This window comes from Thiomicrorhabdus hydrogeniphila, from assembly GCF_054656895.1.
In genome coordinates this window covers 990,463-1,016,529 of record NZ_BAAHXL010000001.1, presented here as the reverse complement: position 1 = coordinate 1,016,529, position 26,067 = coordinate 990,463, and the positions used below count along the sequence as shown (strand labels likewise).

Sequence of the window (26,067 nt, the reverse complement as noted above, 5' to 3'; positions counted from 1 at the left end):
AAAATAAGAAATTTAGGTCTTAAATACCTAAATCACTTAATAGATCATCTATATCATCTTGCGATTCTACGATGTCTTTTTTAGAATTTTTTGTGACATTAGGCCCGACACCGTGCATTTCTTTAGACTTTTGTTCATCATTATTTACTGCACGATCAGGAATTGCATGATAGTCATGACCTGAGTTTTCGATTAATTGAATTAAGCTATGTTCAAGTGAGCTAATCACTAAAATAACTCGGTTTAAGACCTGGCCTGTTAAATCTTGATACGATTGTGCCAACATAATGTTGGTTAAAACTTCACTCACTTTATTGAGTTCTTCTTGAAGTTGCTGCATATCATTACTGGCTAACATTTCAGAGATTTTGTCTACACTTTGCAGAGCTTGCTCTGCAGCATCAAGAGTTTGGTTACTCGCTTCTTCTGTGGTTTGTATCACATACTCTAAACGTTCAGTTGCATCGGGTATATCATGTTTGGTTTGCATTAACAGTGAGTCACCGTCAATTTCATCAAGTGTTAGATGTAAATTAGTCGTTAATACATTCAGTTGTTGAAATAGTTCTGACTCTCTAATTTTGGTCATTTCATCAATTAATTTTGCAGCCTGCTCATGATCATTACTTTCAAGTGCTTCAACAAGCAGCTTGGCTTGATTAAGATCAATGTGGTTTGAGGTTGGCATATTGGCTGCTCCTTAAAAGGTATAAATATTCACTAAAAACTTAGTGGTTTTCTCTTTGTTTAAAAATACTATGAATTTTTTGATTCAATATGTCGGCGGTAAAAGGTTTTACAATATAGCCATCGGCACCAGCATCGGTTGCTTCTATAATTTGTGAGCGCTTTGCTTCTGCACTAATTAAGATAAATGGAATGTCTTTTAAAGAGTCTTTGTTACGAACCATTTTTAATAAGTCAACGCCACTCATATTTGGCATATTCCAATCACTAACGATTAAATCAAATTTGTGTTCATTTAACTTTTGCCAGGCATTTTCGCCATCGAATGCCTCATCAAAATGACAAAAACCAAGTTCTGACAACAAGTCTTTGACAATTTTTCTCATGGTAGAAAAATCATCTACAATCAAAATTTTTATTTCTTGATTAACTTGCACGGAAATTTTTCTCTTTTCTATAAGGATAGGTGCATAGAAGGTTTTGTAACATTAGACAATCAAATCCAATCAGTCATTCTTGAACGAATTCGTTTAATGGCTTGACTGTGAATCTGACTAACTCTGGATTCACTAACCTCAAGAACCTCTCCAATTTCTTTAAGATTAAGTTCTTCGTCATAATAAAGCGCCATTACAAGCTTTTCTTTTTCAGGTAAACTACCTATTTCTTTCGCTAAAGCGTCTTTAAAACCACTTTCTGAAAGCTCTGCAAATGGCGTGTGGCTTTTGCCAATAATTTTACCTTCAGAAAGTTCTTCATGATCTGGTTCGTCAATAGAAAGCAATTGTGCGGAATTAGTGTCTTGAAGAATCGTATGGTATTGTTCAATCTCTACCCCCATTTCAAGAGCTATTTCACTATCTTTAGCTTCACGGCCCTCTCTGGATTCTACACGTTGAATAGCACCACTTACTTCTCTTGATTTTCTATGAACAGATCTTGGTGTCCAGTCACCTTTACGCATTTCATCAAGCATGGCACCACGAATACGAATCCCAGCATAGGTTTCAAAACTGGCACCTTGATTGGCATTAAATTTTTGCATAGCTTCAATCAAACCGATAATACCTGACTGAATTAAATCATCTACAAACACACTATCGGGCAATCGCCCTTTAAGATGATAAGCAATACGCTTAACTAATGGCAAATATGACTCTAAATCAAGTAAGTCATTACTTGACTGTTTTTGAACCTGCTCATAAACGTGTGTACCACTCATGCTATTTTTGCCACCTTACTTAGTGCCCTGAATTAAACAGGTTTTCAACAAAAAACTGCAAATAACCTGTTATCCCTTTAGGGACAGGCCATCTTTCAATTTGTTTTGCCATTTGGTTAAATGACTGTGATGCAATACTATTAGGACGATAAACTGTTACAGGAACTTGTTTTTGTACAGATTCTCTTAAATCGTGGTCAAAAGGTACCGTTCCTAAAAAGTCGATACTAACATCTAAAAACTGCTCACAAACTTTAGCAAACTTTTCATAAAGCTGTCTGCCATGTGCCTGTGATTTACTCATATTTGCTAATAATCTAAACTGACTCAATTGATAATCTCTACTCAATACCTTAACTAAAGCATAAGCATCGGTAATTGAAGCTGGCTCATCCGTTACCACAACAACAACTTCTTGCGCGGCGCGACAAAAACTAATTACACTGTCGGCGATACCTGCAGCGGTATCCACAATCAAAATATCAAGATCATCACTTAGTTCTGAAAAGGCATTAATAATTCCTGCATTTTCCATTGCATTTAATTGTGCCATTCTGCGTACACCTGACGCCGCCGGAATAATTTTTAACCCACCAGGACCTTCAACTATAATTTCATGTAAAGTCTTTTCTCCATCAAGTACATGGGACAAATTATATTTGGTTTGCAAGCCGAGCATAATATCAACATTGGCTAAGCCCATGTCGGCATCCATCAACAAAACTCTATGACCTAATTTAGATAAAGAGACCCCTAAATTAACAGAAACATTCGTTTTACCAACGCCACCTTTACCGCTGGCTACTGCAATGACTCTAACGGGTTGCGTACCGCTTTTTGTAGGTGTTTTATTTGTTTGCATTGCACGTAATCCCGCTGCCTGATCATTGAGCATCTGAAACCTCCTTTCCCATTCCCAATCGGAAGGCTTGCTCATGTTTATTATGTTCTTTATTTTGTTGACCTAATACAATAAATCGATCAATAAATTCTCTGGTTCTCACCGATTCTAAATCCTCTGGCACTCTTTGCCCATTTGATAAATAGGCAATAGGCAACTGGTCTTCAATTAAAACAGTAAGCACATTACCTAATTGTACGGCCTCATCAACTTTGGTCAAGATGCAACCCTGTAAAACCACTTGGCCAAATGATTTTACGACATCTTTCATAACCGATAACTGAGTTGCCGCTGACATGACTAAATAATTTCTAACGGTTACAGCGCCTTCGTGCCCCGAAGTTACTTGTTGTGATAGCTGTAAATCTCGCTGACTGGTACCTGCCGTATCAATTAATATTAATTTTTTATGCGATAAAGATGCTAACAAAGCATATAACTCACCTTGTGTTTTGGCTACATGCACAGGTACATTAATTAAATCTGCAAACGTCTTTAACTGTGCTTGAGCGCCAATTTTATAACAATCGGTAGAGATTAATGCTAGTTCATTAGGGCTATTTCGCATAACAAATCGGCTGGCAATTTTTGCTATGGTCGTGGTTTTGCCAACACCTGTTGGCCCCACCAGTGCAAAAATACCACCTCGGTCAATAATGTCTCTATCTGCAGTCGGAATTTGTTCTTCCATTTGCATTAATATTGCTGACCAGGCCTGGTTATTTATGTGTGGTAATCCATTAACTAACTTTTCACTTAAATCCCAACCTACGCCTAATTTAACTAAACGTTTAATTAAATCAATTCGTGCAGGGTCATTTTGTTCTGTTTGGCTCCAAGCTAAACCAGAAAGCTGGTTTTCTAACATAGCTCTAACCGCTTTTAATTCTTCTGCCATTTGGCTAATATCAGGATTTTCTTGCTGTATTGACGAAGCATTAAACTGGTTTTGTGGCATGTCGGGCGCGTTATATGTGCTCCCTGCTGTACTTTGTTTTGTTTGTTGGTTCTGGTTTGAATCTGGATCTAAAGCCGCCACAATTTCAATACCATTACCAGTGTCTTTAGTCGATAAAATAACCGCATCATCACCGTGTTCTTCTCTGACAAGGTTCATAGCTTGACGCATGTTAGGAGCAAAATATCGTTTTATTTTCAACCTATCCTCCTTGCCCTACACTAGCAACCACACTAATCTGTCGGTTTTCTGGCACCTCTGAGTAAGCCAATATAGTCAAGCTGGGTAAACTGTATCTAAATAGCCTAGCTAACTGTGCTCGTATTTGCGGAGCGACCAGTAAAACCGCTGATTGACCAGACATTTCCATCTTTTGTGATTCTTCTTTTAATGTACTATGCAAACGTTCTGCCAAGCCTGGTTCAATTGCAAGTTGACCTTCGGGAGCCCCTTGAGTAGCTTGGAGCAATAACTGTTCCAAACTAGGCTCTAATGTAATGACTTTAAGCTCCTCATCTTGACCAACAAGATCTTGAATAATAGATCGCCCTAAAGCCGTGCGAACAGATATGGTTAATTCTGCTGCATCTTTTGTGGTATCTACTTTTTTAGTGAGCGTTTCTAAAATAGTACGCATATCTCGTATAGAGACTTTTTCTTGCAGTAAATTTTGTAAAACTTTGACTAAAATAGCTAATGAAAGCCTATCTGGCACCAGCTCTTCAACTAACTTAGGCGACACTTTTTTGAGCTTATCAAGTAATTTTTGTACTTCATCATGCCCTAATAAATCAAAAGCATAATCTTGAATAAGTTGACTAACATGGGTTGCTACAACGGTACTGGCATCAACAACCGTATAACCAAGTGCCTGAGCTTGATCTTGATCTGATGGAGTTATCCAAACCGCATCTAGACCAAACGTTGGGTCTTTAGTTTGAACACCTGCAATTTCGCCAAAAACTTGACCCGGATTAATTGCAAGTTCTTTATCAGGAAACACCTCGCCCTCACCTGAAGAAACACCCATTAACATGACACGATATTGATTTGGTTTTAAATCAAGATTATCTCTGATATGCACCGGCGGAACTAAGAAACCTAACTCTTGAGAAACTTTTCTTCTAACCCCTTTTACACGATCTAAAAGCTGTCCATTTTGTGCTTGATCAACCATAGGAATAAGTCTGTAACCAACTTCTAACCCCAAAACATCAACATTTTGTACATCATCCCAACTTAAATCAGCAGGCCTGGTATCTACTTCTTCGGGTATTTCTATTGGCTTTTGCTCCTCTTCTAATTTTTGATTCTGCTTAAAGATCAAAAATGCGCCGCCACCAGCCACACTAGCAAAAGCTAAAAAAGCAATATTAGGCATACCAGGAATTAATCCTAAAAAACCTACTACACCGGCAGCAGTAGCCAATGCCTTTGGATTTGCAAACATTTGAAGTTGAATTTGCTCACCCATGTCTTTCTTATCACCACCCGTAACACGGGTCACAATAATTGCAGTGGCAGTAGAGAGTAATAAAGCAGGTATTTGAGCAACTAATCCATCACCCAATGTTAATATGGTGTAAACCTGAGCGGCATCACCAAACGATAAATCGTGTTGTCCAACCCCTATGGCAAAACCACCAATGAGGTTAATGAAGAGAATAATAATCCCTGCAACTGCATCGCCACGAACAAATTTACTTGCCCCATCCATTGAACCATAAAATTCAGCTTCTGTAGCAATCTCAGAACGTCTTAGTTGAGCATCTTCTTGAGTAATTAAACCCGCGTTTAAGTCTGCATCAATTGCCATTTGTTTACCTGGCATTGAATCTAATGTGAAACGTGCTGAAACCTCGGCCACACGACCCGCACCTTTAGTAATAACCACAAAATTGATTACGACTAAAATGGCAAATACAACCAAACCGACAGCGTAATTTCCGCCGATAACAAATTCACCAAATGCTTCAATTACCTCACCCGCTGAAGCTGCACCTGTATGCCCTTCAAGCAAAATTACTCGAGTGGAGGCTATATTTAAAGAAAGTCTAAAGAGGGTTGCTAAAAGAATAATGGTTGGAAAAACCGCAAAATCTAATGGTCTTTTGGCATACAAAGTAACCATTAATACGACTAATGAAAGAGCGATATTAAATGTAAAAAATATATCTAATAAAAATGGGGGAAGCGGAATAGTAACCATACCCAACAGAACCAAAACCGCAATGGGTACACCTAAACTGCTCGAGAGACTCGTTTTAGCTTTATTGATAAGTTGAGTAAAGTTCATTAACGGATTACATTACCTGAGTGTATTAAATTCATTTATTCTGTTTTCATGTCAGGCGGAATTGGTAAATCACCAAAATCGACCTTGTCTGCTTTGCCAGATTCTTTAAGCTGATATACATAAGCTAGTACCGCGGCCACGGCTTTAAATAAATCAAACGGTATAGGCCGATCTATTTCTGCATTATAGTACAAAGCCCGCGCTAAAGGGGGGGCTTCTACTAAGGTAATATTATTCTCTTTTGCTATGGTTCTAATCTGGGCTGCCATAAAGTCTACACCCATCGCTAAAACAACCGGTTCTTGCATGGTTTCGGGGTTATATTTTAACGCAACAGCATAGTGTGTTGGGTTGGTAATAATCACATCGGCTTCTGGTACTTTTTGCATCATACGGCGTTGAGACATTTCTCTTTGCACTTGACGAATACGCCCCTTAACTTCAGGGTTACCTTCTTGTTGTTTATACTCTTCCTTGACTTCTTGCTTGGTCATTTTAAGTTGTTTAGTGTGATCCCATAGCTGAAAAGGAACATCAATAGCCGCCACAATCAATAACGATAAGCTTACAAAGATAAATGCTTGAACAATTAAACTACCTGAATGCGCCATTGCAAACTTTAAAGGTTCAATTCCAAGACCAATCACTTCATCAAATGTTGTATATAAAAAGTACGTTGCCATTATCATAACCAAAGAAAACTTAGCAAAAGCTTTTGTTAACTCTAACAAAGCTTTCACTGAAAACATTCTTTTTATTCCAGCAGCGGGGTTTAACTTACTAAACTTTGGTGCCAAGGCTTTAGTACTAAAAGACCAACCGCCAAGTAATGTTGGTGATAATAGAGCAATAATCACCATCACTAAAATAAAAGGCAGAATAAGAAAAATGCCTTGTACTGCTAAAGCAATCATTAAATCAATCATCTTTTGAGTATCAAACGCTACATTGCGGTCAAAACTAATACCCTTGGTGACCAAATCAATAAATTCCTGCATCATGACCCCACCATACATCAGCATAAAAATCGCAGCCGAAAAGGTCATTAATAACGTAGTTAATTCTTTTGAGCGTGGCACCTGCCCTTTTTCTCGAGCATCATCTAATTTTTTCTGGGTGGGTTCTTCGGATTTTTCACTGCCGTCAGCATTTTCAGCCATGATTTACTCCGTTAAACGTAATTGACTAAGTACATCAACTGCACTATGAATAAGTTCTTGAAGATGTGGCAAGACTAATGGGGTAGTCAGTGACAACATGACCAGGCCTGCTAATAATGTAACAGGGAAACCAACTGCAAAAATATTAAGCGATGGCGCCGCTCTGGTAACCACACCAAATGAAACGTTAATTAATAATAAAGCGGTAATGGCTGGCAATGCAATTAAGACACCTGCTGTAAACATGTAGCTTCCAAATTTAACCAATGTCCAAAGACTATCCGGGGTTAAGAAATTTGAACCTACAGGTAAATAATCAAAACTGTTTGCCACCACCTGTATAACTAATAAGTGACCATTTAAGGCCAAAAATAGCAAAGTAACAACAATGGTAAAGTATTGTGAAACCACAGGCGAGTTAACACCTGTACCAGGATCAACCATTTGTGCAAACGCTAAACCCATACCCATTGATATTAAATGCCCTGCTATAACAAAAGCTTGAAAAACAACAAGAAAGACTAAGCCCATGGCTAGACCAATAAGCACTTGTTGCACTATAAATAACACGCCTTGATTGGTAAAAGGATCGACAGGCGGTGGCAATGAAAGTGTTGGGGCAATAATTAGAGTTAGAAAAAAAGACAAAATAACTTTAGAGCGTACAGGTACGGAACTTAATCCATATAAAGGGATAATTGAGAGCATAGTCCCAATTCTGACAAATGGGTAAAAATATAGCCCTACCAGCTGTAAAAATTCTGGATAGCTAAATGACATATCGTTACCCAATCATGGCTGGAATATTTTGGTATAACTCACGGGTAAAAGAAATTAACGTTGTTAACATCCAAGGACCAGCAACCACCAAAACAACACCTACAATAGCAAGTTTTGGAATAAAACTTAAGGTCATTTCATTAATTTGTGTTGCCGCTTGAAACATACCGACTAATAAACCAATAATCAAAGCTGGAATCAATAAAGGTGCGGCTAACATGGCTGTCACTTCAAGCATTTTTTGACCAAGTGTTAATACAAATTCTTCTTGCATCATATACCTCCAGGTACAACAAAACTATTTGCCAAGGTACCAACAACTAAAGCCCACCCATCTATTAAAACAAATAACATGAGTTTAAAAGGTAACGAGATAATCATCGGCGATAACATCATCATACCCATGGACATTAACAAACTAGCCACAACTAAATCAATAATTAAAAATGGAATAAATAACATAAAACCTATTTGAAAAGCGGTTTTGAGTTCGCTAGTCATAAAGGCGGGTATCAATACTTTAAAAGGAACGGCCTCTGGATCCGTTAGGGTAACATCGGCCATTTCGGCAAACATGCCTAAATCGTCTTCTCTCGTCTGTTGTAGCATAAATTGATGCATCGGTTTTGCACCGAGCTCTACTGCTTTTTGAAACTGTATTTTTTCATCAAGGTATGGCGCAACAGCGGTGTCATAAACTTTGTCTAAAACAGGAGCCATAATAAAAAGCGTTAAAAAAAGCGACAAACCAATCAAGACTTGATTGGAAGGTGTTTGCATCGTACCTAATGCTTGTCTTAATAAGGCTAATACAATAATAATACGTAAAAAAGAAGTGGTGGCAATAAGGGCCGCAGGCAGTAATGTAAGCCCGGTCATTAAGAGTAGAATCTGAATGGTTAGGGTATAATCTTGATTACCAGTAGCATCTGTTTCTACTGAAAAAGCTGGAATACCAGGCATTGCCCAAGTCAATAGTGGAAATAATGAAAGAGCAAGAAATAGAGATGGTTTTAATATTTTCACGTGAAGGCCAATTACTTTCTTTTAGGTTTTAAGGCTTCTTGAAGCCGTTGTGAAAATTGACTTGATACAGGAATATTGTCTTTTACCTCTACAAGCTCTTCAAGCTGATGTAAACAACTGATTCGACTTGATGTCACACCGACCAATATTTGTTCTTTACCTACTTGTAGTAATAAAATACGCTCTCTTTGTCCAACAGATAACGCGCCTAATACTTTAAGATTACCATCAGCCACCCCCGGAAACCGGCCATAACGCCTTAGCAACCATGCCGCAATAAAGATAATAATCAATACTAAAGCTAAAGACAAAATAATCTGGCCAAAGTATTGGCTGGGCTGAGTTACTTTTTCTCCAATCATCGGTGCTTTATCTTCTGCAAACGCCCAAGTCATTTGCAATAATAAAAATAAAGTTAACCAACCCTGCTTAATTCGTTTCATTGAAAATCTTTGTTTAATAGAAACTTTACATTTTGGATAAAAAAGAAAATTAAACTCGCTTTAGCTCTTTTATACAAATTTGTTAATGCAAAATCTCTTAGTTATTTTAATTTTTTAATACGTTCTTGCGGACTAACGACATCAGTTAAACGCACACCAAATTTATCATTAATTACCACAACTTCACCGTGTGCAATCAAAGTGCCATTAACTAATAAATCTAAAGGCTCGCCAGCTAAACGATCCATTTCAACCACTGAACCTTGAGTATAAGACAGTAAGTTACGAATTGACACCTTTGCACGACCAATTTCTAGTTGCAAAGTGACTGGAATATCCATTAAGACATCCAAATCCACTTTATCTTTATTGCCACCACGTTCAGCATTAAGTTCATCAAAAGCTGCTGAGCTAATCGATTCGGCCTTTAATGCGTCAACGCTCGCTTGTTCAGATAACGCATCACCCCAACCATCATCTGCAGGTGCTTCCGTTTCTGCATCGGCTTGTTCTGCTAAGGCGTCGCCCCACGCACTTAAATCTTCTTCTTCACTCATCGTACCACTCCTTAACATTTTCTATCGTTCGCTCTTGATAAGCGGGGTGACGTAAAACTTGTTCAATTTTAACGGCTTTTTTATCATGACTTTCGCCAAGTTTGCCATGCATAATGGCAATATCTTCGGCTTTTACCGTGACTTGTTTTGGCATTTCTAATGGAATAATATCGCCTTTTTCCATTTTTAATAAATCATCAACATTCATTTTTAATTCAGCTAATGAAACACTTAATTCAATTTCAATATTTTTCGCTTCTTCTTTAAGCGTTCTAGACCAACGGTTATCACTTTCACCCTGAAGGTTTTGCATACCTTCTTCAAGTTTATCTCTAACAGGTTCAAGCATGGCGTAAGGCATAACAATGTCAACACGCCCTTCAACACCTTCAAAACGTACGTTAATTGGACTCACAACAATCATATCTGTTGGGTCAACAATTCCAGCAAACTTTGGATTCATCTCAGAATGCATGTATTCAATTTCAATATCCATTACAGGACCCCATGCTTTACGCATGTTCTCAGAAGTGATATCAAGAATACTTCTTACCATACTCATTTCAACGGGCGTATATTCTCGCCCTTCAATCTTAAATGGTAACAAGCCTGTTCCACCGAAGTAGATATCTACTGCGGTAAAAATAAGCTTAGAGTCCAGCGTAAATAAAGATACGCCATTTAAGGGGTTTATACGATAGATATTTAAACTGGTTGGAACAAATAGATTTCGTAAATAATCAATCATTTTAATGATTTTAACTTCACCAGCGGTTACTTCAACGCTGGCCATAATCATTTCATTAAAATGTCGTTGAAAACCACGAGCAAAGCGTTCATTAATAATATCTAAAGCTGGCAATCGCCCACGAACAATGCGCTCTTGGTTTGTAAAGTCGTAGACTTTGGCACTCTGTCCCCCTGAAGTATCATCACCTTCAGTTTCAACATCGCCGCCGCCCATTCCTTTTAAGAGGGCATCAACTTCATCTTGGCTTAAAATATCATCCATTTAAATCGCCTTACTGCATGACAAAACGAGTCATATATACATCTTCAACCAAATCTGGATAGATGTTATGTTTTTCGAGTACTTTACGCGTTACGTCTAAAATTTCTGCACGTAATTTATCAGGTCCATCAGGTTTATTTAATTCATTGTAGTGTTGATTTCTTAACAAACGTTCAATGTCATTTTTTAGAATTGGACGCAAGTTTTCCATTTCACCTGTATCGCCAACAACCTGTGGATAATAAGATAAGAACTTTAAATCAACCGCTAAAAATTTGGCTTGTCCATCACCATTGAAGTTCACAACAAATTTATCCATCGTAAAATAAACAGGATTAGCATCAGCGGCTGGTGGTTCAAATTGTTTATATTTTGGCGAATATTCTTTAGCATGCCCAACAGGTTCAGCATCACCATGCTCTGCAGAACCATGTACTTCTGCTTCAGCCGCACTAGCTTCTGAATGTTTATCACCACTTAGTAACATAAATGCCATTACGCCAATGCCTACCAATAGAAGAATAACAACAACAAGAAGAACTATAATCAGTCCCTTACCACCGCTTTTCTTTTCTGATTTAACTTCTTCTTCAGACATGGTTCATTTCCTTTATATTTTCTTCAGATTAATGAGGCGTAAGTTGCAATTGTTTACTTAAGTCTTCAACTGGAATAGCATCACTTAAACTTTTTAAACGTTGCTCTGCTTCTTTATTTAAAACAATAATACTAATTCTTCTATTTCTGGGATTATACGGATTTTCTTTATCAAACGGCACAGTATCAGCCATTCCTACTGCTTGTGCAATACGACTACCGTCTACACCGCCCTTAAGTAGCAACCTTCTTGCTGCGTTAGCACGGTCTGCAGACAGTTCCCAGTTAGTGTAATCGGAGCTATCATGATAACCCGATGAATCAGTATGCCCTGTAATACTAATTTTATTCTTAGTTGTAGACAAGACCTTACCCACCTCTTTTAAGAGTTTGGAAGCATAAGTTTTTGGTAAATCAACACCCGATTCAAACATAGGGCGCTTTCTATCATCTAAAATCTGTACCTGTAAACCATTAGGGGTTACATCTATTTTTAATTGGTCTTTAAGTTCATTTAAAGAAGCGTTTTCTGAAATTTGCTTTTCCAGTTTTTGCTTCATCGCTTCCATTTGAGCAATTTCTTCGGCCTTACCTGAACCATCTTCATCACCTTCTGTGCCTTTAGGGGAGTCTTTAAATCCGCCCATATCAATCACAGCATCTGAAGTACGTCCGGCTTCTTTTGATTCAACCAACGTCATTGGCGATGATTCTATTACCGATGGATCTCTAAAGAATTCAGCCATTGCTTTCATCTCTTCATCATTGGTTCCGCCTAATACCCATAACATTAAGAAAAATGCCATCGCTGCCGTCATAAAATCAGCAAAAGCGATTTTCCATGCTCCGCCATGTGCTGAGTGCGGGCACTTATTAAGGCGTTTTATGATTATGGATTGTTCATCACTCATGAATATTCAACTAACTTATTAATAACTATTTTTGACTTTGTAAAAATTCATCTATTTCTAAAAACGTAGGTCTGTCATGGCTTGGAATCGCTTTACGTCCAAATTCAACCGCTACTTGAGGAGCATATCCATTTAAGTTTGCCATTAAACACGTTTTAATTACCCCAAAAAAAGCACCTTCTGCATCCGCACGGTTAGCCAATTCTGACGAAATAGGCGCGATAAAACCATACGCAATTAAAATACCCAAGAAAGTTCCAACTAAAGCTACCGACATATGATGGGCTATTTCCATAGGCCCTGCATCTAAGTAGCTCATGGTTACAACAATCCCCAATACCGCAGCTACAATACCAAAAGCAGGCAGTGCTTCTGAGACTTTTCCAATGGCCGCACTGGGCATCATCGCTTCATGGTGGTGAGCATCTAATTCCATAATCATTAAATCTTCTAATTGATATGGGTTGCTTGCTCCACTGATCATTAATCTTAGATAATCGCAAATAAAATCTACCGCATGATGGTCAGCCGCGACTTTTGGCGCGCTATTAAAAAGCTCACTTGAATGTGGCTCTTCTACATCAGCCTCAATAGACATTAAACCTTCACGTCTGGCTTTGTTAAAAATCTGAAACATTAAACCAAGCAACTCCATAAAAAGTTCTTTATTCACATGATGTGGTTTTGCGAGCCCTAAACTTTTTGCAAAACCCGCTTTTACAACCCAGCCTGGATTAGCAATAACGTAGGCACCAATAGCTCCACCGCAGATAATAACCATCTCTAGCGGTTGAATCATTATACCTATACTACCGTGGGGCAAGTAACCACCCAATAAGGTACCAATTACGACTAATGTACCTACTATTGCCTTCATGTGTTTATCCTATTTTTACTGCTTAACATTAAGATTTTTGTCATTTAGCTACGTTGAATTACGCTCGCTAATTCTTCTTGAGCAGATTTTAACTCAGAAAGGTCTGCGACTATACCATTAAATATCTCATTTACACGGCTAGCTTGCTGTTGTGTTGAGTCAACTCGGGTTTGACCACTCTCCATAACTTGCACAGCATTACGAGCACGTTGTTGAAGTTCTTCAATAATCGTTTGAATTTCAGTCGTAGCTTGTTGTGTTTTACCAGCTAATATTCTTACTTCATCTGCAACAACAGCAAACCCTCTACCATGTTCACCGGCACGAGCAGCTTCGATAGCGGCATTTAATGCCAATAAATTGGTTTGTTCAGCAATGTCACGAATCAAGATCAAAACAGTTCCAATATTGCTACTATCTTCTTCAAGACGTTTTATAACACCCGAAGCATGAACAACTTCATCTGTGAGTCCACTCACTTCACTAATAACATTTCCTGCAGACTCCATCCCTTGACTTGAACCCATATTTAAATTTTGAAGTTTTGCAGACAATTTTTGAGAAAGAGCCACCAATTCACTATTATCAAAATGTGTTGGCATACTTGACGCTGACATTTCATTTTGTTGTGAATAACAAGCGGCTAAGGTTTCATTAAGCTCTTCCATTTGCCCTTCTAAATCCATAATTTTTGACTCGGCAGTAGATTTTTCAATCATCTCCTTAGTGATTTCGTTAGAAGCAAATTCTAAAAGGTCATTAATTACATTCAGTAATTTAGGATCGACACTGGCAAGATTTACCGTTGTTGCCAATTCTTTGTCATTGATTACTTTTTGCAACGCATTCACTAATTCTGTCTGATCGCAACTCCCCGCCTTAGCACAAGTTAATAAGTACACCAAAGAACCAGCAACTAATCCTGCAACCACCATTGCTATAGCCACAAAACCGCCAGTAGGAAGCCCGGCAATGGTTGAGCCTGCATAAGCATTTGTTGCTCCTAATGCAACAAATAAGGCAATACTTTTTACAAATTTCATTTCTCGCTCCTAGGCGTAAAAGTCAACGATATTATCGCTAATAATGGTAGTTTGGGCAGCTGGCTGTTCTATTAAATCGGGCTCAACATCACCTTGTGATAACTGAATATTATCAGAATCATTTTCTTGATTACTTTGGGCAAAGTTAGAATTATCTCCTACATCAACTGATGCTAAATTAATACCAGATTGTTCAAGCATTTCTCTCAATCGAGGAATGGCACTTTCCATCGCTTCTCGCGTTGTTACATGCTGTGCCGTCATTGTCACATGAGCTTGCTGATCTTTGTCTATATGTAATTTAACTTGTACAGGGCCTAATTTTTCAGGGTTAAGAGTAATTTCTGCTTTTTGAACTTGGTTATTGGCCATATAAGTGACACGTTGCCCCAAAGCTTGTCCCCACTGTGGCGATCTAACAGGGACGGCAATCGACTGTAAACCAGATGGCAATAATGAACGATTTTCTCCAGAAACAGGATTGGTAAGCAAACTTTCTTTGCCATCTGTTTTAGCAATAGAATCTGTTAACGTTTTAACCGCCATTTGCTGCTCTAAACCCTGTGCTCTCTTCTCTTGAAACTGATTAGATTGAACGGCAGCGACAAATTGCTGTAAACCACTTTGTGAATTATTACCTTGTGATTGACTATTTTGTGAACCTGTTTGAGCATTAGACTGATTATTTTGGCTAAAACTGGATGACTGAGAGGTATCAGAACCAGCAGTAGACCAATGTGTTGATGCATTCGCGTTAGTCGCACTAGAAATGGTAGGCGCAACTGTTTGAGCTGTAGGTTGAGTAGTAGGTTGAGTAGTATTTAAAGTTGCCGCTTGCTGTGTCGCTGCAGTATTACCGGTACTAGACATAGTGGCCTGAACCATTGATGTCGCGGTTTTATCCGAACTAATATTTTCAGCAACACTAGCAACAGAATTATTTTCTACCACTGTGGGTTGGTTACCCAATAATTCTGATGAATTTTGGCTAGCACTTTGCACTGTATTATTAATATCTACTGGTTTTAAATTTAATTCACTTTCCTCTACAGAAGTATCGTTAACAGTAGAAGTATCGTTAACAGTCGAATCCTTCGTCGCTTCTGTTAAAGAACTTGCTAAAGGCATTGTTTCAATTGCCATTTCATCGTTTGCAATATTATCAGTACCAAGCGGTGTTAATTCAGGGGAAAAAGGCTCTAAAGATGTTTGTGTTACAGATTCTGTTAGTTCTTCTGCCATTGGTGTATTAGCAGAATCTAGCTTAATTTGTTGCACTTTATCTACGGAGTTTTGAATAGGTATATTCAATGAAGCTTGGCTCAAACTTACATCTGTAGGTTCTGTACTAGGCAATTCAACACTCTGATTTTTAGCAAACTCTTGATAATTTAAATTTACCAGGCCTGGTAAATTAAGCGAATCATCTGTATTTTCTGTATTTAAAGAATCAAAATTAACGTTATCCGTCGAAGAATCGACTAATAAACTGTCTCCATTAAGTACATTTTCACCATCTATTGTTAGTGATGTTATAGGTGTTGATTGCAATAAATCTGAAGTATCGACAGGCTTAGTTAACTCTTCAATATTCGAATGTATCGATTTGTTTTTCAAGCTACTTACATCAACCGTTTTTGTTTCAGGTGACGTATACATTGAACTAAAAAGTTCTGAAAAAGACTTACCTTTAGGTAAACCTTGCTCAGCGCCTTCATCATTCATGACATCTACTGGCTGATATATTTGGGAAGTATTGGCATTAATAAGCATAAGCTGTCTCATTTATTTGCATTGCATCGTGAACTAATCAAAAGCAATTTACATGCCTAAGGGTAAAAAATGATTTGTAACAAGAGAAGACTAATGCGTATTTTGTTTATTTTGGATATATTTTTGTGCAGATAATTCATCAAGCATTTTTTGTTCTTGTTGGTTTAACTTAACTTGTTCACCATTAGAAATACGCTTAAACAAGGCTTCTAAAGATTTAACTCTAACCCGTTTTTCCATCCATGCTTTATTTGCTAACTCACACAATCTTTCAGATTCAACTACCTGTTTACCTTGGGCAACCAATGCTTGACTGAGTTTTTCTGAAAAAGCATTATAGGTTTGCAATTGAATCGGTGAAATAGACCCTTCAGAACTGGGCTTTTTAGCATAGTCTTCACAATAATCTTGTAGAGATTCTAACTGCTGTTGAGCGCTATTGAGTTGCGACTGCATATGACCATAAGTTTGCATCGCTTGGTCTAACTCAACTTGTGCAAGCTCTACCAGTTTTTCTACTCTTTGCAGTCTACGAGACACTATTTTTACCTCTAAAGTGATTAGATCAATAGCATGAAAAAATCTAATTATATATATCGTTCAGCTGAAAAAACCGCTTAAAAAAGTATTCATAACCAACAAATAACAATCGTTAGATAAGTACTAACTTAAGGCAAGTTTTAGCCCTTGTAGAGAAATATCCAAAGAAAATTGCTCATGAATTTCTTGCGATAAAAAAGCATTAAGTGCATCGTGTTTAGCAATGGCTTCATCAATACCTGGGTCAGCGCCTTTACGATAAGCTCCGACGCTAATCAAATCATGATTTTGTTGATAAGTTGAATAAATATTTTTAAATTTTCGAGCCAATAATAATTGTTCATTTGACACAATATCCACCATGACTCGGCTGATAGACGATTCAACATCAATGGCAGGATAACGACCACTATCCGCAATCTCTCTTGATAACAAGATATGGCCATCTAATACGCCGCGAGCAGAATCAACAATAGGATCTGACTGATCATCGCCTTCTGCCAATACAGTATAAATAGCCGTAATTGACCCACCTCCAGATTTACCGTTACCCGCTCTTTCAACCAACTGTGGCAATTTAGCAAATACCGAAGGTGGATAGCCTTTACTGGCAGGAGGTTCACCAACGGCTAAAGCAATTTCACGTTGAGCTTGAGCAAAACGTGTTAACGAATCCATTAACAATAAAACATCCTTGCCTTGCTCTCTAAAATATTCAGCAATAGCGGTTGCTAACATGGCACCATGCAAACGCATTAAAGGAGGATCGTCTGCCGGAGTTGCCACTACCACTGAACGTTTAAGCCCTTCTTCACCTAAATTATTTCTAACAAACTCATTGACTTCACGGCCACGCTCACCCACTAAACCAACCACAACAATATCGGCATTGGTATAACGAGTCATCATCCCTAACAACACACTTTTACCCACACCTGTACCAGCCATAAGCCCAATACGTTGTCCCTTACCAAGTGTCAATAATCCATTTATTGCTTTAATACCAACATCTAATGGTTCACTAATAGGATGACGACTAAGCGGATTTATTCGTTCTCCAGCTAACGCCACACTATCACTAACATCAATAGGCCCTAAATCATCTAAAGGCTCACCTGTACCGCTCACTACGCGACCCAGCATACCAATACCAACACCAACCCTAACACCGCCATCAATCGGCAAAACCTCTGCATTAGGTTCTAATCCATTCGTATCACCAATCGGCATTAAAAATAATCGTCCGTCATGAAACCCCACAACCTCTGCTTCAATAGGTGGTAAGCCGTGAGAACGCATTATCTGACAACGTGAACCAATGGGCGCAAAAGTTCCAACCACTTCTAATGTCATACCAACCATTCTCACTAGACGACCAGCAACCTTAAGCGATTTGGGCTTAATATTGTCCTTCATCAATCGAGCGAATCGATCGTTTAGATTTTGATTAAGTCGTTGAATGAGTTCCATATTTATCTTTTTAGCCTAATATAGAAAAAAGTGCATTAACCATGATCAGTAGCAGTATTTGAATTAGACTCTACTTCATCACTAACTTTGTGCGAGACTTGATTAACAATATCGTCATAACGAGCAACCCAACTATTTAAAATAGTTGAATAATCTTGCTTAACAATACACGTCCCTAATGCTAATTGAGCGTTTTCGTGGAGTGACCACTTTTCAGAAATGGAAGGCTGTGATATTTGTAAAAATGCTAAATCATCAGGGTGTAAATAGACTTTGATTTGAGAGGTTGATTCTGGCAAAGCGGCAATGGATTCAGTAATGGCATTCAAAATCCAATCTTTATCATTTTGCACTTCTTTTTTAATAACCGTTTGAGCTACATGTAAAGCAAAATCAACTAATTCTGAGTAGATTTTTTCTTCTATAAAATCGTATGGGGTTTTAAGAGAGGTCAGAATGGAATCAAACTGATCAATTTTAGGCTGTAAAGTAGCAATTAACTCCGCTTTTCCTTCTGATTCACCTTGACGTCGACCTTCATCTTGTCCTTGCGCCAAACCTTCTTGATAACCTTGTTCAAAGGCTTTATCGTAAGCATCTTTTTTTAAAAGCTCAGCCTGCTTTTGAATCTCTGGCTGCATCTCCTCTTTGATTTTATTATACATTTCATCGGAGATTTCTTTTTCATCTTGTTTATTATCATCTTCAAAGTTAGAAGGCTTCCAGGCATGGATATTGGGTGAATCTATTTCTGAAGATGGCACAAGAGGAGTAACCACCTCTTGATCGTCATCAGTAAATCCGGTACTTGCTTGAAAAGAATCATCAGCCACCTATACAAACTCCTCACCGCCACCAGGCATCATAATTTTCTCTTCATCTGCTAAGCGGCGCACAGTTTGTATAATACTACGTTGCGCATCTTCAACAGCACTCAGTTTAACTGGCCCACCTGTTTCTAAATCGTCACGCATAATATCGGCTTGGCGCTTTGAAAGGTTGGATAAAAACTTCTCTTTAATGGCTGTTTCAGCGCCTTTAAGGGCCACAATAAGAATATCACTTGGTACTTCAGCAACGATGGTCTGAATACCTCTGTCATCAATACCATCAATGTCATCAAAGACAAACATTTTGTCCTGAATGGCTTTACTGACTTCATCATGCTCAATTGAAATATCGTCAAGAATACGTGAATCGACACCACCACCCACTAAGTTTAAGATTTCAGCCGCACGTTTTTCACCACCAATCGTTGCAAGTTTACCGCCTTCACCATCGCTTGAAGCATTAACAAGAACATCATTTAAATCAAATAAAGCACGAGGTTGAATGGTGGTTAAAGTAGCAATACGATATATAACTTCTGCCTGAAAACGTTCTGGAATTCCTCGTAGAACTTCTGCCGCCTGATCTGAGTCAAAATAAGATAAAACAATTGCAACCACCTGAGGGTGTTCATTACGAAGCATATTTGAGATCGTAGATGGATGTTGCCATTTAAGTGCCTCTAAACCTTTAACCTGATCACCAAGCAGTGCTGCATCCATAAGATGACCACCACCATCACCCAAAGCATCTGCCATAAGAGATTGCGCGTATTCGCTTGGATCAACACCAAGTGCATCTTCGCCAAGTTCATTTAAAAAAGACTTCATGACAGTATGAATATCACTGTGTGACACATTATCTACGGTTGTCATCGCAGAACCAATTTGTTGCACTTCTCTAGGATTAAGGTGTTTTAACACTTTTGCCGCTGAATCTTTACCTAAAGAAAGTAACAATATGGCCGCTTTATCCAAATTGGAAATATCTTTTTCAGAACCCACTTCTTCAATTAGTGAACCAGCCATATTATTCTCCAGACATCCATTGCTTAATTACATGAGCTGCGACTTTCGGATCAGAAGCTACAATAGCTCTTACTTTCTCTAATAACTCGTGCTCTGCTTCTGACTCTGCTTCTGAAGCAACTGCAGTTTGCTCTACTTCCTCATTCATCTGCTCAAGCGCTTTAGAAATTTCATCTACGTTTTCTAGCTCTTCAACCTCTTCAGGTACATCTTCTGGGTACTCTAGATAGGTTTCTTCTTTCTTAGACAGATCTCTTAGCATTGGGCGTATTACACCTAAGATAATAAACAGAACAGCCAGGCCTGCTAAAACTTGTTTTACTAAATTCCAGAACCATGTTTCCTGCCAAATAGGCGCCATTTCGACTTCTTCAACCGGAGCAGTCACAAAAGAAGCATTCACCACACTCAAAGTATCACCGCGCGCCTCATCAAGACCAACAGTATCACTCACTAAACGTCTATAACGTAATAACTCTTCTTCATCGATTGGCTTTCTTACAATCTCACCATTTTCACCTAAGCTAGTTTTGTCATCCAAAACAACGGCGACTGATAAACGGTGAATATTACCCACTGAATTTTTAATATGGCTAACGGTACGATCTAGTTCATAGTTTTTGGTTTTTTTCTCACTTGAACTTTTAAGATTTGGATCATTACTTGAAGAATACCCTTCTTCAGGCGCTAATCCAGCTCGTGGAGGTTGGTTTGTTAAAGCTCCAGGGATTCCTGTTGGCCCTTGATCACGATTAATTTCTTTTACTTCTTGTTCAGATCGAATTGCTTCTGGATCTGGCTCATAATTTTCACGTGTTTGTTCTTGCTGAGTAAAATCAAGTTCAGCGGTAACCTGAGCTCTTACTTTGTTTTCACCACCAACGATAGGGGCTAATAATCTAATAATACGACTGGATAATGTTTCTTCTACTTGACGCGTGTAATCTAATTGCTTCATGCTCATATGAAGCATACCGCTACTGGCATTGCTATTCGTTAATAAGTTACCGTTTTGATCGACTACGGTGACAGATTTAGCATCCATATTAGGGACACTTGAAGAAACAAGATATGAAATGGCGCTAACCTGTTCTTCATTAAGTGTTCTACCAGGGTAAAGCTTTACAACAACAGAAGCTGATGGTTTTTGTTGTTTTCTAACAAAAACAGAACGTTTTGGAAGCCCGAGCATAACGCGAGCAGATTTTACAGAATTGATAGAAGCGACTGACTTGGCTAATTCACCTTCAAGAGCACGGTGATAACGAGTCGTTTCTTTAAATTGAGATATACCAAAGCCTTGTTCAACATCTAAAAGCTGATAACCCGTTGCGGCTTGTTTAGGATAACCTGCCGCTGCCAATTTAATACGTAACGAATGTACTAAATCATTAGGCACTAAAATTCCACCACTTGAGTTATCAATACGGTATTTCACACCTTCTTGCTCAAGAGTTTGTACAATTTCATTCATGTCTTTGGCATCGACACTCCCAAATAAAAGTGTGTAACTTGTATTTTGAGACCACAAAACAATCCCCACAACCAAAGCAAGTGATGCCGCTAAAGCAATGACCAAGCTGACTTGCTTGGCAACAGATAGTGAGGTGAGATTATTTAATAATGCAGAACCTGCGCCACTAGGAGGTGGTGTATTAAGGGTATTGTCGATAGACGCTTGTTGATCTGCCATATAAAATCTTCTTGTTTTTTATATTAATACGGTTAGTGAGTATGTAAAACACCCAACTAGATAGACATATTAATCACATCTTTATAGGCGTCAACGAGCTTATTTCTGACTTGAGTCATCGCTTGAAAAGACAGACTTGCTTTTTGAACTTGTAACATAACTTCAGACAGCTCCATTTCAGGATCACCTTCTTCAAACGCGTTTTTCATATCTCCAGCTTTATGCTGTTCACTATTTACAGACTGAACCGAATTAGCTAAAAGCTCGGCAAAATTAGCCGCTTTATCTTGACCACTTTCTGAAGTATTTGTTACATCAATAGCAGGCTTAGCTTCCGCTTGGGCAGCTAAAGATCGCATTTGCAACATTAAACTTTGTGTATCAATCGGGTTCATTTCTTAGTTCGCTCTATATTGGTTTTGGCCATTTCAACGGATTTATGAAAAAGTGAATTTTATTATCACACAGTTTCAAACCTCTTTCAGCAATTGATATGCCATTTTTGTGTCAAAAAATAAACATTTACCTAAACTTTTTAAAAACCTGGCCGTTAACCCTAGCTTTTTAGGGTACATCAACCCCTTGTTCTTTAAGTTTTGCAATTTTATAACGTAGAGTTCTTGGACTAATATTTAACGCTTCTGCCGTTTTTTGCCTATGTCCAGAATTTTGACGCAGTGTTTCTAAAATCATTTCAGTTTCGCGAGCTTTTAAATCCATAGGTAATTCTAGGGGTTTAAACTCTTTATTTTCTTCCGTATTTTGATGGCCATCAACGGGTTGCGATTCTTTCTGTTCTTCGCCTTCATTTTGCTCAGGATTCATTAAAGAATGCAATGAATCATAACCATCGTCCAGCATCACGTTCTGTGCTTGGATTGTATCTCCAGACATCATAACCAACGCGCGCTGAATGACATTATCTAATTCTCTAATATTACCAGGCCAGGTATATTGAATTAAACGTTTCATGGCTGGAGCCGATATCATGGGTTGAACTCTTGATGCACCACAATGTCTTTGAATTAAACGTTCTGCAATCGCAGCAATATCTCTTGGGCGCTCTCTTAAAGGAGGTAAATGCATTGGAAAAACATTTAATCGATAAAAAAGATCTTCTCTAAAATCGCCTGATGCAATGGCCTTTTTCATATTAATATTAGAGGCACTTAATACTCTAACATCTAATTTTACGGGTTTTGTACTACCAATACGTTCAACCTCTCGCTCTTGTAATACACGTAATATTTTTGCTTGTAAATCGGGTTTCATTTCACCGATTTCATCTAAAAAGATTGTGCCATTTTGTGCTTGTTCAAATTTACCAGGCATGGATTTAGCCGCACCGGTAAAAGATCCTTTTTCATAACCAAATAGCATGGCTTCTAACATGCTTTCAGGTATGGCGGCACAGTTAATAGCTACAAACGGTTGTTTTGCGCGGGGTGACTGCACATGAATATAACGTGCTAAAACTTCTTTACCTGTTCCGCTTTCGCCACTAATTAATACGCTGGCTTCACTTTCAGCTACTTTTTTAGACATGGTTTTTAGTTGCTGAGTAGCTGGATCTGCTACGACAAAGTCATCTTCTAAAGATGCATCTCGGTTAAAATATACTTTTGCTTTTTCTACCAAAACGCCTGCTTCAAAAGGCTTAACAATGTAATCCACGGCTCCTGCTTTCATGGCATCAACCGCTTGTTCAATTGTTCCATAGGCAGTCATTAACACAATGGGCAAATAAGGCTTAATCGCCCTAATTCTAGTCATTAACGTATAGCCGTCCATGCCATCCATTCGGATATCACTAAACACCATTCCTATCTCATCATTTAGCGCGGTCAAAGCTTCTTCTGCACTGCTTACGCTAATTACCTCAAAACCATTTAATGATAAGGTATCCTCCAAAGCTTCTTGTAGTTCTGAATCATCTTCTACCACTAATATTTTAGCAATGCTCATGAGATTTCCTTTCTAGATGTTATCGGTAAACGTAACCCAAATTGTGTGCCGTAGCCTACAATAGATTTAACCCATATCTCACCATTATGGGCTTCTGCTATGGCTCTTACAACAGCCAACCCTAGACCTGTTCCTTTTGCACGACTTGTATAAAAGGGTTCAAAAATCTTTTCTAGTTTACTGGATTCAATTCCTGGTCCTTTATCACTGACCACAATATCAATTCTGTCCGTTGATATTTGATTCACCGTAACAGCAATCTCTGCTTTTTGACCAACCACATCAATCGCATTACCAACTAGATTTTGTAGAGCCGTCATTAAAGCATCTTTATCACCGGTAATGACCAGGCCTGGTAAAAATGCATTAAAACGAATCTGACTTAAAGACTGGCTAACTTGACCTTCGACACTTTGTTGCAAGTGTTCAATCAAATCTTCAATTAAGATGGGTTTTTCACTGCCTTTTCCACCTTTAGCGTATTGAAGCATATCTTTCACTAGAGATTCTAAGTGGTTTAAGCTATTTAAAGCCTTACCGACAAACTTTTCTCTCTTGTCATCATCAAGATGTTCAGAGTTCATTTGTGATACATACAATAACGCTGATGAAAGAGGTGTACGAATTTGATGTGCTAAAGAAGCGGCCATTTCACCCATTGAGTGTAGGCGTTGATGACGGTTTACATGTTCTTGAAGTTGTCTAGCCGCAGAAACATCCTGAATTAATAAAACGCGACTAGAATCTTTATTGGCAGAGGTTTCTGATAGTTGATAAACCATTTTATTATGCGTAATCAACTCGCCGGCATCATTGGTCGTTAAAAAGACGTTTTTAATCACAATATCCCAATCACGATTCACAGCATCTTCACCCAAGATAGTTTGCGCACTCGGATTCATTTCTACAATAATATTGTTATCATTTAAAACAATAACCCCTGCTGGCAAAACGTCTAAAAGACGGCTTAATCGTTCTGCTACCCGTTTTTTTTCTTGATCACTTTTAGCAAGTTGATTTTGTAGATGTGCCGCCTGGTTCTGCAAAGCTTCATACGAAGTCGTAAGCTGAACAGACGTTTGATTAAACAGATTAAACGCAGCTTCTAACTCTTCTAAACGGGCTTTTTCTTGCATGTCACTCAAAACGTATCACTCACACTCGTAAACTATTATGAAAGGTCATACTTACGAATTTTTTCAACCAAGGTTGTTCTATTCGTTTGTAGTAATTTAGCCGCTTGTGAAACATTACCATCGGTCTGTGTCAGCGCTTTTTGAATTAATTGAACCTCCATATCCACTAAATAAGATTTTAAATCTAATCCTTCATCAAGATTGGGGGCTGCCATCATTTTTTCTACTGTTTCGGCATTATTATTCAATGTTTGAGATGTAGGCTGGATATTTTCATTTATAACAGCTATTTCAACGGCATCGTTTTCATTAGATTCATCTTCGGCAGCAACAATAAGCTGCGCTGAACCATCTATCTCTACCTGATATTTAGCGGGTAAATCATCATAATCCACGCCTAAACCTGGAAATAAAATTGATAAGCGTTCGGCCAAATTTCCTAACTCTCGGACATTGCCTGGCCATAAATACGTTTGTAAGGCAATTAACGCTTTTTCTGACAAAATCGGTATTTTTCTACCTTCGGACTGAATTCGATTGAACATATAATTTAGCAATTCAATAATATCTTCAGGACGTTCTCGTAAAGAAGGCATTTCAATTGGGAATACATTTAAGCGGTAATAAAGATCTTCTCTAAATTCACCAGCTTGAATACTATCTTCTAGGTTTCGATGGGTAGCAGCAATAATTCTTACATCACACTCAAAGCTTTTATTACCGCCAACACGTTCATATACACGTTCTTGCAATACTCTTAAAAGCTTTACTTGCATAGGCAAAGGCATATCACCAATTTCGTCTAAAAAAATAGAGCCTTTTTCTGCCATCTCAAAACGGCCTTTTCGAGCCGTAATTGCTCCCGTAAAAGCCCCTTTTTCATGACCAAAAAGTTCACTTTCTAATAATTCACCAGGAATAGCACCGCAGTTAATGGGTACAAAAGCACGATTTGCGCGTTCAGAAGCATTATGTAAGGCTTGAGCAACGACTTCTTTTCCCGTTCCAGATTCACCTAAAATCAGAACGGTCGCATCAGTTTGTGCTACTTGAAGAATGAGTTTTTTAACTTGTTGCATCGCAGAACTAGAGCCTACGAGTGAAGTAAAAATATCTTGGGACATTGAATTGCCATTTATTTGTTAATACCTGGTTAACCTTTAT

At 38.3% G+C, this 26,067-nt stretch carries 27 protein-coding genes; all 27 read right to left on the bottom strand.

Annotated features, from left to right (window positions below; genetic code table 11):
* Positions 1-19: 19 nt before the first annotated feature.
* The 27 genes from ACYQ0E_RS04465 to ACYQ0E_RS04335 all read right to left on the bottom strand — a co-directional run bounded on the left by ACYQ0E_RS04465 (position 20) and on the right by ACYQ0E_RS04335 (position 26,027).
* Entirely contained in the window at positions 20-688 is a 669-nt protein-coding gene (locus ACYQ0E_RS04465) for a protein phosphatase CheZ (protein ID WP_460187047.1), read from the bottom strand.
* 40 nt (positions 689-728) lie between these two features.
* Positions 729-1,124: a response regulator gene (locus ACYQ0E_RS04460; RefSeq protein ID WP_460187046.1), complete on the bottom strand. Its 396-nt coding sequence runs from the start codon at positions 1,122-1,124 to the stop codon at positions 729-731.
* A 59-nt stretch (positions 1,125-1,183) separates the two neighbouring features.
* Positions 1,184-1,909, bottom strand: a complete 726-nt coding sequence (locus ACYQ0E_RS04455; RefSeq protein ID WP_460187045.1) for an RNA polymerase sigma factor FliA — start codon at positions 1,907-1,909, stop codon at positions 1,184-1,186.
* 19 nt (positions 1,910-1,928) lie between these two features.
* A complete protein-coding gene (locus ACYQ0E_RS04450; RefSeq protein WP_460187044.1) occupies positions 1,929-2,804 on the bottom strand; it encodes a MinD/ParA family protein in 876 nt (291 codons plus the stop codon).
* Positions 2,794-3,927, bottom strand: a complete 1,134-nt coding sequence (flhF, locus tag ACYQ0E_RS04445) for a flagellar biosynthesis GTPase FlhF (protein WP_460187043.1) — start codon at positions 3,925-3,927, stop codon at positions 2,794-2,796. The genes ACYQ0E_RS04450 and flhF overlap by 11 nt, the downstream gene beginning before the upstream one ends.
* Positions 3,928-3,970: 43 nt before the next feature.
* Entirely contained in the window at positions 3,971-6,064 is a 2,094-nt protein-coding gene (gene flhA, locus ACYQ0E_RS04440) for a flagellar biosynthesis protein FlhA (protein WP_460187042.1), read from the bottom strand.
* Between the two features lie 35 nt (positions 6,065-6,099).
* Positions 6,100-7,224, bottom strand: coding sequence for a flagellar biosynthesis protein FlhB (gene flhB, locus ACYQ0E_RS04435; RefSeq protein WP_460187041.1), 1,125 nt, complete (start codon positions 7,222-7,224; stop codon positions 6,100-6,102).
* Positions 7,225-7,227: 3 nt separating this feature from the next.
* Positions 7,228-8,004 carry a flagellar biosynthetic protein FliR gene (fliR, locus tag ACYQ0E_RS04430; RefSeq protein WP_460187040.1) on the bottom strand — a complete coding sequence of 259 codons (777 nt, stop codon included), beginning with the start codon at positions 8,002-8,004 and terminating at the stop codon, positions 7,228-7,230.
* 4 nt (positions 8,005-8,008) lie between these two features.
* Positions 8,009-8,278, bottom strand: a complete 270-nt coding sequence (fliQ, locus tag ACYQ0E_RS04425) for a flagellar biosynthesis protein FliQ (protein ID WP_460188697.1) — start codon at positions 8,276-8,278, stop codon at positions 8,009-8,011.
* Positions 8,278-9,030, bottom strand: a complete 753-nt coding sequence (fliP, locus tag ACYQ0E_RS04420) for a flagellar type III secretion system pore protein FliP (RefSeq protein WP_460187039.1) — start codon at positions 9,028-9,030, stop codon at positions 8,278-8,280. Before fliP ends, fliQ begins: the two co-directional genes overlap by 1 nt.
* A gap of 11 nt (positions 9,031-9,041) precedes the next feature.
* On the bottom strand, positions 9,042-9,473 hold the full coding sequence (gene fliO, locus ACYQ0E_RS04415) for a flagellar biosynthetic protein FliO (RefSeq protein WP_460187038.1): 432 nt from the start codon (positions 9,471-9,473) through the stop codon (positions 9,042-9,044).
* 101 nt (positions 9,474-9,574) lie between these two features.
* Positions 9,575-10,030: a flagellar motor switch protein FliN gene (fliN, locus tag ACYQ0E_RS04410; protein WP_460187037.1), complete on the bottom strand. Its 456-nt coding sequence runs from the start codon at positions 10,028-10,030 to the stop codon at positions 9,575-9,577.
* The gene (gene fliM / locus ACYQ0E_RS04405) at positions 10,023-11,042 is read right to left on the bottom strand and encodes a flagellar motor switch protein FliM (RefSeq protein WP_460187036.1); all 1,020 of its coding nucleotides are present in this window, start codon (positions 11,040-11,042) and stop codon (positions 10,023-10,025) included. Before fliM ends, fliN begins: the two co-directional genes overlap by 8 nt.
* 10 nt (positions 11,043-11,052) lie before the next feature.
* A complete protein-coding gene (locus ACYQ0E_RS04400) occupies positions 11,053-11,640 on the bottom strand; it encodes a flagellar basal body-associated FliL family protein (protein ID WP_460187035.1) in 588 nt (195 codons plus the stop codon).
* A gap of 28 nt (positions 11,641-11,668) precedes the next feature.
* Positions 11,669-12,550: a flagellar motor protein MotB gene (gene motB, locus ACYQ0E_RS04395; protein WP_460187034.1), complete on the bottom strand. Its 882-nt coding sequence runs from the start codon at positions 12,548-12,550 to the stop codon at positions 11,669-11,671.
* Between the two features lie 25 nt (positions 12,551-12,575).
* On the bottom strand, positions 12,576-13,427 hold the full coding sequence (gene motA, locus ACYQ0E_RS04390) for a flagellar motor stator protein MotA (RefSeq protein ID WP_460187033.1): 852 nt from the start codon (positions 13,425-13,427) through the stop codon (positions 12,576-12,578).
* 44 nt (positions 13,428-13,471) lie between these two features.
* Entirely contained in the window at positions 13,472-14,470 is a 999-nt protein-coding gene (locus ACYQ0E_RS04385; RefSeq protein ID WP_460187032.1) for a methyl-accepting chemotaxis protein, read from the bottom strand.
* A gap of 9 nt (positions 14,471-14,479) precedes the next feature.
* The gene (locus ACYQ0E_RS04380; protein WP_460187031.1) at positions 14,480-16,255 is read right to left on the bottom strand and encodes a flagellar hook-length control protein FliK; all 1,776 of its coding nucleotides are present in this window, start codon (positions 16,253-16,255) and stop codon (positions 14,480-14,482) included.
* A gap of 78 nt (positions 16,256-16,333) precedes the next feature.
* On the bottom strand, positions 16,334-16,783 hold the full coding sequence (gene fliJ / locus ACYQ0E_RS04375; protein WP_460187030.1) for a flagellar export protein FliJ: 450 nt from the start codon (positions 16,781-16,783) through the stop codon (positions 16,334-16,336).
* Positions 16,784-16,906: 123 nt separating this feature from the next.
* Entirely contained in the window at positions 16,907-18,253 is a 1,347-nt protein-coding gene (gene fliI, locus ACYQ0E_RS04370) for a flagellar protein export ATPase FliI (protein WP_460187029.1), read from the bottom strand.
* A gap of 35 nt (positions 18,254-18,288) precedes the next feature.
* Positions 18,289-19,086: a FliH/SctL family protein gene (locus ACYQ0E_RS04365; protein WP_460187028.1), complete on the bottom strand. Its 798-nt coding sequence runs from the start codon at positions 19,084-19,086 to the stop codon at positions 18,289-18,291.
* Positions 19,087-20,109 carry a flagellar motor switch protein FliG gene (gene fliG, locus ACYQ0E_RS04360; RefSeq protein ID WP_460187027.1) on the bottom strand — a complete coding sequence of 341 codons (1,023 nt, stop codon included), beginning with the start codon at positions 20,107-20,109 and terminating at the stop codon, positions 19,087-19,089.
* A 1-nt stretch (position 20,110) separates the two neighbouring features.
* Complete coding sequence (gene fliF / locus ACYQ0E_RS04355; protein ID WP_460187026.1) at positions 20,111-21,802, bottom strand: flagellar basal-body MS-ring/collar protein FliF; 1,692 nt, start codon at positions 21,800-21,802, stop codon at positions 20,111-20,113.
* A 56-nt stretch (positions 21,803-21,858) separates the two neighbouring features.
* Entirely contained in the window at positions 21,859-22,197 is a 339-nt protein-coding gene (gene fliE, locus ACYQ0E_RS04350) for a flagellar hook-basal body complex protein FliE (protein ID WP_460187025.1), read from the bottom strand.
* Positions 22,198-22,366: 169 nt separating this feature from the next.
* Positions 22,367-23,767, bottom strand: a complete 1,401-nt coding sequence (locus tag ACYQ0E_RS04345; protein WP_460187024.1) for a sigma-54-dependent transcriptional regulator — start codon at positions 23,765-23,767, stop codon at positions 22,367-22,369.
* Complete coding sequence (locus ACYQ0E_RS04340; RefSeq protein WP_460188696.1) at positions 23,764-24,903, bottom strand: two-component system sensor histidine kinase NtrB; 1,140 nt, start codon at positions 24,901-24,903, stop codon at positions 23,764-23,766. The genes ACYQ0E_RS04345 and ACYQ0E_RS04340 overlap by 4 nt, the downstream gene beginning before the upstream one ends.
* Positions 24,904-24,938: 35 nt before the next feature.
* On the bottom strand, positions 24,939-26,027 hold the full coding sequence (locus ACYQ0E_RS04335) for a sigma-54 interaction domain-containing protein (RefSeq protein ID WP_460187023.1): 1,089 nt from the start codon (positions 26,025-26,027) through the stop codon (positions 24,939-24,941).
* Positions 26,028-26,067: the final 40 nt, after the last annotated feature.